This is a genomic window from Flagellimonas amphidinii (assembly GCF_013090115.1).
Lineage (GTDB): Bacteria > Bacteroidota > Bacteroidia > Flavobacteriales > Flavobacteriaceae > Flagellimonas > Flagellimonas amphidinii.
The window spans coordinates 190874-202931 of the sequence record NZ_JABFNN010000021.1; the positions used below are offsets into that span (position 1 = coordinate 190874).

Sequence of the window (12058 nt, forward strand, 5' to 3'; positions counted from 1 at the left end):
ACTTTATATTTTAGTGCAAACCACTTGATTATTGAATTCTAAACTTACTATTCCATAATCCTCCAAAGAATTATCCTTGGCGGCTTTGATATAGAAGGCCATAAAATTTTTGAATTTGGCATTTAGGTTATCAACCCCTCCCAAATTCACCACAAAGTTTTCCATTCGAAACTTTAACTGGTACTTACCTTCTTCTTCAATATGTATACCAATGACATTTTTCCTTAGAAAATCGTCTTGGTTGATATAATCCAAAATCACATAAGCATCCTCCAAGGTTTTTCCCGTTATTTCACCGGTAATAATGGGCACCCTTGCAGAATGATATTGGGACAATGGCATGCGCTGTCCTAAATCATCCAAATAAAATTTAGAGACTCCCTCTACTCTTCCAATTGGTTTACGCTGAACAATCTTAGAGATAAGTTCCCCGTTTACAGTAACATAGACCTGGGCGTTCTTTACCATATCGTCAGACAGAATTACCTCCTCTATGGTATTCAAAACTAATTGTTCTTTGGGCGTGTTTTTTACGCTGCCATAATTTTGTATTAACAATTTATTAACTGCATCCTCAGTCAAATACAAGTTATTGTCTCCCATAAACTTAACAGTAAAATCACCCACCATTTTCTTTTTGCTCCTATAATCCGCAAAACCATACAAAGCAATTACGGCCAAGCACAAAAAAGTTAATTTTATATACTCCCAGTTAACTCGCATAAGCCAATTCTTTTTTGATTTTTGGCACCTCCATTCCTATATCTCCGGCCCCCATAGCTACCAAAACTCCTGTATTACAATTACTTAACTCTTTTAAAAGTTCAGATTTAGAAATTAATTTCTTTTCTTTATTTTCAATTTTATCCAACAACCATGCTGATGTGATTCCTTCTATGGGCTCTTCCCTTGCCGGATAGATTTCCAACAATAAAATCATATCAAATTGAGACAAACTTGCAGCAAAATCATCTGCAAAATCCTTGGTTCTCGAAAACAAATGCGGCTGAAAAATTGCCGTTATCTTTTCGTTTGGATGCATTTCTTTTATAGCCTGAAAAACAGCGTTGATTTCTGTTGGATGATGGGCATAATCATCTATAAAAACAAAGTCTTTTTCTTTGATCTGGTATGAAAATCTTCGCTGCACTCCTTTGAAGGTTTCCAAAGCTTTGGCAAGGCGGTGTGGTGGGGAACCAGTTTGCACCGCCATCGCAAAAGCAGCTAATCCATTGAGCAAATTGTGCCTTCCAGGTTTGTTGAAACGAACTTGCCTCAACACCTCCGTAGGCGTTACGAGATCAAATATGTAGGTACCTTGTTCAATTTTAATATTTTCTATGCTATAATCAGAGTCATCCTCTATTCCGAAGGTCACTCCCTCCAATGGCAATCCTTTTCTAACAAAGAGTTTCCCATTAGGCTTAATTTTTTTCGTAAAATCTTTGAATGATCGTTGCAACTCATCGCTGGTTCCGTAGATATCCAGATGATCGGCATCCATTGAGGTAATGCAAGCTACGTCTGGTGAAAGTTGTAAAAAGGAACGATCAAACTCATCGGCCTCCACCACGGCATACTTTGTACCTGCCAACACAAAATTACTGTTGAAATCTTCTGAAATCCCACCTAAAAACGCAGTGAATGGGACATTACATTCTTTAAGCAAATGTGCCAAAATGCAAGAAGTAGTTGTTTTTCCATGCGTCCCAGCTACTGCAAAGCAAAAGGTATCCCTAGTGATGATTCCCAAAACTTCTGAGCGTTTTTTGATGGGATATGCATCATTTATAAAGTACTGTAACTCGGAATGCGAATCTGGCACCGCGGGAGTGTACACCACCAAAGTTCCTTGCCTTGCCAAGAAAGAAGTCGGGATTTTTTCCACATCATCTTCAAAATGAATTGAAATACCTTTTTCCTGCAAACCTTTGGTTATGGGAGTTGCCGTTCTATCGTACCCAGCAACCTCCTTGTCCAAATATTTAAAATAATGCGCCAAGGCAGACATACCAATACCTCCGATTCCAACAAAATAGACCCTATGGATGTCCTTCAAATTCACTTTAACAACTTTTCAATTTCATTTACTATATGTACTGTGGCCTTTGGCATGGCCAACTTCTTTATATTCTCCCCAAGTTTTTTCTGAGTTTCCTCTGAAGCCATCAATCCAGAGAAAGTTGATTCAAACGCTGTTTCCAATTCGCTTTCCTTGAGCATCAATGCCGCTTCTTTTTCCGTTAGTGCCTTCGCATTCTGGGTCTGATGATCCTCAGCAACATTCGGCGATGGGATAAAAAGTACTGGTTTGCCCACCAAGCACAATTCAGAAACTGAACCTGCTCCAGCTCTTGAAATAATCATATCGGCAGCGATATAGGCCAAATCCATCCTGTTCACAAAAGCCAAAACCTTTACCGAATCGGAATTGTACTTTTTGTATTCTTCATGGTAGAGCTTACCACATTGCCACAACACTTGTAAATTCATTTTTTCGAAGAACCCAAGTTCTTTTTCAATCAATTGATTGACTCTTCTTGCTCCTAAACTGCCTCCCAGAACTAGTACCGTTTTTTTCTGGGCATTCAGTTCAAAAAAATCAATAGCTTCATTTTTATCAATCTTCAAATCCACCAAATCCATCCGAATGGGATTACCGGTCTTTACAATTTTATCTTTCGGAAAAAACCGTTCCATACCGTCATAGGCAACACATATTTTTTTGGCTTTGCCCGCTAGTAATTTGTTGGTTATGCCCGCAAAAGAATTCTGCTCCTGTAAAACACATGGGATTCCTGACCTTGAAGCCACTTTTAATAATGGGCCACTAGCAAAACCACCTGTACCAATGGCCACATCTGGTTTAAATTGCTTTACTATTTTACGTGCTTCGAACAAACTACTTATTAGTTTAAATGGAAACATGAGATTTTTCAATGTCAGTTTCCGTTGTATACCACTTATCCACAAACCTTTTATTTGATACCCAGCTTGCGGTACTTTTTCCATTTCCATTTTGTCCTTTGCCCCAACAAACAAAAACTCCGCTTCAGGATGCCTTCTTTTAAGTTCGTTGGCAATGGCAATGGCCGGATAAATATGTCCCCCAGTACCTCCTCCAGAAAGTATAAACCTATATCTGCCCACTTAATACTTCTAAAGGATTGGTTTCATCTATGTCATAGGATTCCTCCTCCAAATTTTCTTTTTTATTGCTTGCGCTCAGTACAATTCCAATAGCCATACAGGTCATCCAAATGGAAGTTCCCCCCATGCTTATCAATGGCAATGGCTGGCCGGTTACCGGAAACAACTGCACCACAACAGCCATATTGATAAATGCCTGAAAAACAATAGGCAATCCCACCCCGATTACCAATAATTTTGAAAAAATCGTTTTGGCAGAGTTGGCCACCACCACAATCCGGAACAACAACAGGAGATAAAAGAACAGTAAAGCCCCTCCTCCCAATAGACCGTATTCCTCAATAATGATTGCAAAAATAAAATCTGACGTACTCTGCGAAAGCATATTCTTTATGACACTCTTTCCAGCTCCTTTTCCAACAATTCCTCCTTCAGCAATCGCAATTTTCGCCAGTGTCAATTGATGCAAGTCATCCTTGTCCGCCTTTTCAGGACTCCAAAACGTCTCGATTCTGGATTTCCATGTACCTGCGCGTTGGGGCAACACCTCCGGGGCCTTAAAGAGCACAAAAAGGAACATACTTGCCAGTACCAAACCCGTTGCCACTATTGCAAACAAATATTTTAAGGGATACCCTCCCAAAAAGCAAACTACCAAGACCAAAAAGGATACAATAGCCGCTGTGGAAAAGTTCTCAGGCAATATCAGCAAAACAACCAAGGCCGATGGCAACCATAATGGCAAAATACTTTCCTTAAATGTGATTTTTACATCCTTTATTTTGGTCAGATACCTTGCAATCCAAATCATCAAAACCACAGAAGCCAATGTTGAAGTCTGAAAATTAACTCCCACAAACGGTATTTTTATCCATCTGTTTGCCGTTACCCCTCCAATTTCTGTTTCAACCGTAAGCGTATACGCCAAAAGAATCAACACAATGGGCATTGCAATAATGGAAAGCCCTTTAAAATAGTGGGTAGGAATGCGATGTACCGCATAGATGATTCCAAAACCCAGAAATAACAGCACGGCATGCTTTACCAAGTGCCCTAAGGCAGTACCATCATCATTCACGTACACCAAATTGGTACTGGCACTATATACTGGTAAAAATGAGAAAAGTGCCAATAGGGCCACTACACCCCAAATAGCTTTATCACCTTTCAAATTTTTGAATACCGCACGCATGATCTACAATCTTTTTATGGCTTCTTTGAATTGATTCCCCCTGTCTTCATAGTTTTCAAAAAGGTCGAAACTGGCACAAGCTGGCGAAAGCAATACCGAATCTCCCCTTTCTGAAATTTTATAGGCCACTTTAATGGCTTCATCCATGGAATAGGTTTCCACCATAAGATCTATGACGTTGCCAAATGCATCCTTGAGTTTGGAATTATCCATGCCCAAACAAATAATGGCTTTGACTTTTTCCCGTACCAAAGGCATCAATTCTGAATAATCATTGCCCTTGTCCACGCCACCAGCTATCCAAACTATGGGTTTTTTAACTCCATCCAAGGCATAATACGTAGCGTTTACATTGGTTGCCTTAGAATCGTTGATATACTCCACGTGGTTTATTTTCAAAACTTTTTCCAATCTGTGAGGAACACCTTGAAAGGTCTGGATACTCTGACGGATAGCTTCTTTTCTAACATTGACCAATAAGGCCGCCAAACCAGCTGCCATGGTGTTTTTTACGTTGTGCTGACCTTCCAAGGCCAAAATATCTGTACTCATTTCCAAGATTTTATGTTCTACATTCATTTTAATTGTTCCATTTTCCAACCAAGCTCCTTCTTTCAACTTCTCTTTTAAAGAGAAGGGGATCAATTTGGATTGAACTGGGTGTTTTTTTAAGCCATCCTGAATCACTTTATCATCTGCATCATAAATCAGATAATCATTTTCATCTTGATTCATCGCTATGCGAAATTTTGAAGCGATATAATTTTCAAACTTGTAATCATATCGGTCCAAATGATCTGGTGTTATGTTGGTGATGATTGCAACTTTGGGTTTAAAATCCACTATGCCATCCAACTGAAAACTGCTGATTTCCAAAACATACTGATCATAATCCTTTTCAGCCACCATTTTGGCATAACTATCACCTATATTCCCTGCCATTCCCACGTGCAATCCACCTTCTTTAAAAAGATGGTGGGTAAGCATTGTGGTAGTCGTCTTACCATTGCTACCTGTAATTCCAATTAGCTTTGCATCGGTATATCTTGATGCAAACTCAATCTCTGAAATCACTGGAATTCCTTCTGCCACTAATTTCTGAACTAACGGCACCTTATCTGGAATACCAGGGCTTTTCATGACCACATCTGCATTTAGAATCTTAGATTCTGAATGTTCACCAGACTCCCATTCAATCTCAAAATGTTCAAGAACTTTTCTATATGCTTCTTTAATCTCTCCTTTGTCCGAGACAAAAACTTCAAATCCCTTTTGCTGTCCCAAAACAGCTGTTCCTACACCACTTTCTCCTCCTCCAAGCACGACCAACCGACCCATCTATCGAATTTTTAGGGTGACAATACTGATAATTGCCAGTAAAATTCCAATGATCCAAAACCGAGTGACTATTTTGCTTTCGTGGTATAATTTTTTTTGATAGTGGTGGTGCAAAGGCGCCATTAAAAACAACCTTTTGCCTTCACCATATTTCTTTTTGGTCCTTTTGAAATAGCTCACTTGCAGCATAACGGAAACCGTTTCGGCAAAGAAGATTCCACATAAAAAGGGAATCAAAAGTTCTTTCCTTACGATTATGGCAATTACAGCGATTACACCGCCAATGGTCAAACTACCGGTATCTCCCATAAAAACTTGGGCCGGGTAAGCATTGTACCATAAGAATCCGACCAAGGCCCCAACAAAAGCTGCTATGAAAACCAACAACTCTCCTACCCTTGGGATGTAAAAAATATCCAGATAGGCAGAAAACTCAATATTTCCAGACACCAAGGCAAAAATCCCTAGTGTCAAGGCTATAATTGCTGACGAACCTGCCGCAAGACCATCAATACCATCGGTAAGATTGGCACCATTGGATACCGCGGTGACAATGAGGATTACAATAGGTATAAAAATTATCCATGCATAATCACGCATTCCTTCACCCGTCCATGCAATCAAATCCGAATAATCCAATTCATTTCCTTTAAAAAAGGGAACATTGGTGGTCACAGCTTTGGATTCCTGTCCAAAGACTTTTTCTACCTTAAAGTTTTCGTTTATGCGAGTCGAGTCCTTTTCTTTGATGGTTACTTCTGGATGGAAATAGATAACAGCCCCTACAATCAAACCTAAAACGACCTGGCCCATTATTTTAAACCTTCCTTTAAGCCCCTTTTTATCTTTTTTGAAGATTTTGATGTAGTCATCCACAAAACCTATAATCCCCATCCAAATCATGGTCACGATCAAAAGGATGATATAAATGTTCTTGATATCCGCAAACAAAATTACCGGGAGCAATGTGGACATAATAATGATCAAACCTCCCATGGTAGGCGTTCCTGCTTTTTGTTGCTGCCCTTCTAGTCCCAAATCCCTAATGGTTTCTCCTATTTGCTTCTTTTGGAGAAAAAGAATGATACGCTTTCCGTAGACCATGGCAATCAAAAGAGAAAGCAATACGGCCATTCCAGCCCTAAAAGTCTGGTATTGGAACAGTGACGCCCCTGGCAGTTGATATTGTTTCTCTAAAAATTCAAATAAGTAATACAACATTGGTCTACTTTCTATTTATTTAGGTTGGACAAAGCCTCCTTTACTTCTTTAAAATCATCAAAATCCACACGTTTCCCGTTGGTCTCCTGATAAGTCTCGTGCCCTTTTCCGGCCACTAGTATAATATCATTGGCCAAAGCCAGTTTGCATGCCGTCTTAATGGCTTGCTTCCTATTTTCTATGGACAATACTTTTTTGGTGTTTTGCGGCTCTACCCCAGCTTCCATTTCCTCAATAATGGCCTCAGGTGATTCCGTTCTTGGGTTATCCGAAGTGAAAATGGCCTGATTGCTCATCTCTGATGCGATATGACCCATAACCGGACGCTTCGACTTGTCACGATCACCACCACACCCCACAACGGTGATGACGTTTTCATTTCCAGTCCTCAATGCATTGATCGTAATCAATACATTTTTAAGTGCATCCGGCGTATGGGCATAATCAACAATAGCAGTAATTTTCTCTTTCGAAATAAAATATTGAAATCTGCCATCCACTGTTTCCAACTCGCTGATCAATCGAAGGATTTCCATTTTCTCCAATCCCAAAATGTCAGCGGTGGCATAAATGGCCAGCATGTTGTATGCGTTAAAATCTCCTATGAGTTTGGACCAAACTTCATTGTCCTCAATCTTTAAAAGTTGTCCATTAAACTGCTTTTCCAATATTTGCGCCCTATAATCCGCATAAGATTTAAGTGCATAAGAATATTTTTTTGCTTTGGTGTTCTGCAACATCACCAAGCCATTTTTGTCATCAATATTCACCAATGCAAAGGCTGTTTTGGGCAAATCATCAAACAACTTTTTCTTGGTATCCCTATAGGCTGCAAATGTTTTGTGATAGTCCAAATGATCATGCGACAGATTGGTGAAAATAGCTCCTGTAAAGTGCAATCCTTCAGACCTTTTTTGATGTATGCCATGCGAACTCACCTCCATAAAGCAGAACTCCACTCCATCATCATTCATTTGAGAAAGATGGCCGTTTATCGTCATTGCATCTGGGGTGGTATGCGTAGTTTTATATTCCGCATCATTTACCATCACTTTTATGGTAGAAATCAATCCAACCTTATAGCCAGCTTTCTTGAACAGGTTATAGAGCAACGTACTTACAGTGGTCTTCCCATTGGTTCCAGTTATTCCAATCAGTTTTAAGTTCTTGGAAGGATTGTCATAAAAATTGGAAGCTATAATTGACAAAGCGGAATTACTGTTCTCCACCTTCAAATAGGTCACACCATTTACAATTAATTCCGGAAGTTCTTCACAAACAATTGCCTTTGCTCCTGATTCAACTGCTTTTTGAATATATTCATGCCCATCGGTAATTGTTCCCCGAACAGCCACAAAAACATCATCCATCTGCACTTTTCTAGAATCAAAATGTACTTGATTGACCATAACGTTTGTATCACCGCTAACAGCAGACAAACCAACTCCATATAAAATATCCTTCAACAGTTTCATGAAAGTTCCAACACTATTTTTTCAACTTGATTGATATCCGTTCCTTGTTTGATGGATTGTTTTTTCACCTTTCCATTACCCTTTACTTCTACTTGCAACCCTAAATTTTCGAGAAGAGAAACTGCATCCATACCACTCATTCCCTTTACATTGGGGACAGTATCATATTTCTGCTGCACTTGGGCATAATATTTTTGAAAATCTTTTTCCAAGGTATCCTCATCTATATCTTTTTCTTCCACCTCGTCCACCATAGGTGAAATGGCATGTATTTTCTGAGCCATGGATTTAAAAACCGGCCCCGATACATCAGCCCCATAATATCCTACGCTTTTATCTGGTTCATGAATGATCACTATACAAGAGTATTTTGGATCATCTGCAGGGAAATACCCAGCAAATGAGGAGATATAAGCTAATTTATCAGGGTCTTTGTGGACATAGTTTTTCTGGCAAGTCCCAGTTTTACCAGCCATGGAGAAATTTTTGGAATAAAGGGCATGACCTGTTCCATATTTTTTCTCGACCACATCTTTCATGAGTTGCCTCACCTTCTTTACGGTTTCTTGGGAACAGATAGAAGGGTTCAATACCTGCTTATCAAACTTCTTGATGATTTTACTGCCTTCCCTTACTTCTTTGATCAATCTTGGTTTTAAAAACTCGCCGTCATTGGCAATGGCATTATAAAACGCCAAAGTCTGCATCGGGGTTAGGGAAACTTCGTATCCATGAGACATCCATCCCAATGAAATACCAGACCAACCTTCATCCCCTGGATAACGAATAACTGGTTTTCCCTCACCGATAATGGGTAAATCCAACTTTTTGTGAAGCCCCATATTCATCAATCGATTGATATACTTTTCAGGTTTGTCCTTGTAGTTTTCATGGATAATCTTAGCAAAAGCTGTGTTGGAAGAGACAGCAAATGCTTCGGTAACAGAAATTTTGCCATAACCACCCCATTTGGAATCCTTTACCACCCTGTCATAAATTCCATACCTGCCCTTTCCTGTATCCACAACGGTACTCGTATCAATGACTTTATCTTCTAAAGCTGCCACCAAAGACATCAACTTAAAGGTGGAACCTGGCTCGTGGGACTCCCCAACGGCATAGTTCAGCTTTTCGTAATATTTTCCTTCTGATGTTCTTCCTAAATTGGAAATAGCCTTGATTTCTCCTGTCTTGGTCTCCATAACAACCACACAACCATGATCAGCTTTATATTTCTCCAATTGAGCCAATAATTCATGGTGGGCAATATCTTGAATGTTGATATCAATAGTAGAAACCACATCCAATCCATCTTGAGGCTCCACAATATTGTCCAATCCTACAGGCTTCCACTGACCTTTGGCTATTTTTTGCTTCAAACGCTTACCTTCTTTACCCCTTAAGTAAGGCTCTCCGAAGGCACCGTCCAATCCCACGCGAGTGTAGTATCCATTTTCATCCACACGTTCGTAACCAATACTACGCGCAGCCATTTTTCCTAAAGGATATTCACGAACCACACGATGGGTTTCAATAAAACCGCCTTTATATGGCCCCAACTCAAACAAGGGAAACTGTTTGATTCGCACATAATCCAAATAATCCACATCACGGGCCACCAGTTTATATCGATTTCCGTTGGCCCTGGCCATACGAAACAATTTTCTATAATAACTTGAAGGTTTATTGAAAAGAACCCCTAAAGAATCTGAAAGTGCAGCGACATTATTTTGAAAGTTTCCTTCGGAAACGGTTTTGGCATCAAATCGAATCTCATATTTAGGTACAGAAGCTGCCAAAAGGCTTCCATCATCAGAATAGAGATTACCCCGATTGGGCTCAATGGTGAACATTTTTTCTGTTTTGTTCAGCGCAAGCGCCTTGTAATCCTCTCCTTCTATCATTTGGATATTCACCAACTTGACAACCACGGCAACGGCAAAAACAAAAAGACCACCTGCAACGAGGTATAGTCTATTCATGATATTTTTTTCTGTGATTGCCACTACTTACTTGATTTAACTTTAATTTTTTGAGGAGGATTCTCTGATGGTCTTAGGCCACGGGATGCTATGGATTGTCGCAATGAAGATTCCAATTTCATTTGCTGAACCGTTGAACGACCTTCCACAAATTCACTGCGCAACTTTCTCACCTCTTCATTCAAAGCGGCAATCTCCAACACCTTTTTATCAGCATTGTGGCTGCTTGAAATCATAAGTGCGGCCAAAAAGGAAGCAAAAAGCAGAAACATCCAGTTTTTGGGAGCATCCCCACTCACCAAAAACTTTCCTTTTAATATGTCCAATAATCCTTTTTTCATTTTTTCTCTATATGCGTTCCGCTATCCGGAGTTTTGCACTGCGTGCTCTGTTATTTTTGACTATTTCCTCAGCTGACGGCACAATTAGACCTCCTACTCTCTTTAATGGAACATTTATGTTCCCGTAAAAATCCTTTTCAGGCTCTCCTTCAAATTTTCCCGCCCTTATAAATCGTTTTACCAATCTGTCCTCGAGCGAATGATAACTGATCAGACTTAATCGACCTCCTTCTTTCAAAACTTCTGGCACTTGCTGCAAAAATTCTTTGAGCACTTCAATTTCTTGATTGACCTCAATTCTAATTGCTTGATAAATCTGCGCCAAAATTTTGTTCTCCTTCATCTTGGGCAAAAAGGAACCTAACACCTTTTTGAGCTCCTCGGTAGTTTTCACAGGAGCATTTAATCGGGATTCCACAATTTTTTTAGCCATGGCCCTTGCATTGCGCAACTCGCCATATTGAAACAAAACTGTCGCTAAGTCTTCTTGGGAATATGAATTGACCACCTCATAGGCCGACAATTCACTCTTTCTGTTCATCCGCATGTCTAAATCCGCATCAAAACGAATGGAAAAACCACGCTCCGCTTCATCAAACTGATGGGAAGAAACCCCAAAATCCGCCAAGATTCCATCAACTTTCCGAATGCCATAGAACTTTAAATATTGTTTGAGGTACCGAAAGTTCTGATTGATCAATTGAAACCTATCATCCTCAATTGCATTGACCAAAGCATCTTCATCTTGATCAAATGCAAATAACTTTCCGTCACCACCCAGCCTTCTTAATATTTCCTTGGAGTGTCCGCCCCCACCAAAGGTGACATCCACATAAACACCATTTTCCTTTATGTCCAACCCATCCACCGACTCTTTCAGCAGTACTGGATCATGATACTGCCTAGTCATCGTCAGCAAAAATCTCTTCCGCTAAATCGGCATAATCTTTTTCACTCTCAGATAGGACTTTCTCATATTTGTCCTTGTTCCAAATCTCTATTTTATCAAAAACGGCATTGAGCACAACCTCCTTTTCAATTCCTGCGTAATCCACTAAATTCTTTGGGATTTGCAATCTCCCAGTATCCCCATCAATGGCCACTTCCTTCATTCCCGCCACAAAGTTTCTCACAAAAGCATCATACTTTCGGTTCATCCTGCTCTTCTTCAAGACTTTCTGCATAAGCACATCAAACTCTTGTTTGGGATACAACTCTAAACATTGCTGAAAAACCGATCTCTTAATCACAAACCCATCCTGCAAAACAGGCAACAACTGATTCTTCAAGGAAATAGGCAAAATCACCCTTCCTTTGGTATCAGCTTTGCAATCATGTTGTCCTATGATATGGGTCACT

The 12058-nt window shown here is 39.8% G+C and carries 11 protein-coding genes; all 11 read right to left on the minus strand.

Annotation, left to right across the window (positions count from 1 at the left end; all coding sequences use genetic code 11):
* Window positions 1-3: 3 nt before the first annotated feature.
* From HJC33_RS02080 to mraZ, 11 genes are read right to left on the minus strand one after another with little or no spacing between them, the layout of a single operon-like run.
* Complete coding sequence (locus tag HJC33_RS02080; RefSeq protein WP_171657124.1) at window positions 4-723, minus strand: cell division protein FtsQ/DivIB; 720 nt, start codon at window positions 721-723, stop codon at window positions 4-6.
* The gene (gene murC / locus HJC33_RS02085; protein ID WP_171657125.1) at window positions 713-2065 is read right to left on the minus strand and encodes a UDP-N-acetylmuramate--L-alanine ligase; all 1353 of its coding nucleotides are present in this window, start codon (window positions 2063-2065) and stop codon (window positions 713-715) included. Before murC ends, HJC33_RS02080 begins: the two co-directional genes overlap by 11 nt.
* Complete coding sequence (gene murG / locus HJC33_RS02090) at window positions 2062-3150, minus strand: undecaprenyldiphospho-muramoylpentapeptide beta-N-acetylglucosaminyltransferase (RefSeq protein ID WP_171657126.1); 1089 nt, start codon at window positions 3148-3150, stop codon at window positions 2062-2064. Before murG ends, murC begins: the two co-directional genes overlap by 4 nt.
* Complete coding sequence (locus HJC33_RS02095) at window positions 3137-4342, minus strand: FtsW/RodA/SpoVE family cell cycle protein (protein WP_171657127.1); 1206 nt, start codon at window positions 4340-4342, stop codon at window positions 3137-3139. The genes murG and HJC33_RS02095 overlap by 14 nt, the downstream gene beginning before the upstream one ends.
* A gap of 3 nt (window positions 4343-4345) precedes the next feature.
* On the minus strand, window positions 4346-5680 hold the full coding sequence (murD, locus tag HJC33_RS02100) for a UDP-N-acetylmuramoyl-L-alanine--D-glutamate ligase (RefSeq protein WP_171657128.1): 1335 nt from the start codon (window positions 5678-5680) through the stop codon (window positions 4346-4348).
* Window positions 5681-6901, minus strand: coding sequence for a phospho-N-acetylmuramoyl-pentapeptide-transferase (mraY, locus tag HJC33_RS02105; protein ID WP_171657129.1), 1221 nt, complete (start codon window positions 6899-6901; stop codon window positions 5681-5683).
* Between the two features lie 11 nt (window positions 6902-6912).
* Window positions 6913-8376, minus strand: a complete 1464-nt coding sequence (locus tag HJC33_RS02110) for a UDP-N-acetylmuramoyl-L-alanyl-D-glutamate--2,6-diaminopimelate ligase (protein WP_171657130.1) — start codon at window positions 8374-8376, stop codon at window positions 6913-6915.
* Window positions 8373-10382: a penicillin-binding protein gene (locus HJC33_RS02115; protein ID WP_171657131.1), complete on the minus strand. Its 2010-nt coding sequence runs from the start codon at window positions 10380-10382 to the stop codon at window positions 8373-8375. The genes HJC33_RS02110 and HJC33_RS02115 overlap by 4 nt, the downstream gene beginning before the upstream one ends.
* Window positions 10382-10699 (minus strand): FtsL-like putative cell division protein, encoded by a 318-nt coding sequence (locus HJC33_RS02120; RefSeq protein WP_171657132.1) that lies wholly within the window; start codon window positions 10697-10699, stop codon window positions 10382-10384. The genes HJC33_RS02115 and HJC33_RS02120 overlap by 1 nt, the downstream gene beginning before the upstream one ends.
* Before the next feature lie 7 nt (window positions 10700-10706).
* Window positions 10707-11609, minus strand: coding sequence for a 16S rRNA (cytosine(1402)-N(4))-methyltransferase RsmH (gene rsmH, locus HJC33_RS02125; protein ID WP_171657133.1), 903 nt, complete (start codon window positions 11607-11609; stop codon window positions 10707-10709).
* Window positions 11602-12057: a division/cell wall cluster transcriptional repressor MraZ gene (gene mraZ, locus HJC33_RS02130; RefSeq protein WP_171657134.1), complete on the minus strand. Its 456-nt coding sequence runs from the start codon at window positions 12055-12057 to the stop codon at window positions 11602-11604. The genes rsmH and mraZ overlap by 8 nt, the downstream gene beginning before the upstream one ends.
* Window position 12058 lies beyond the last annotated feature (1 nt).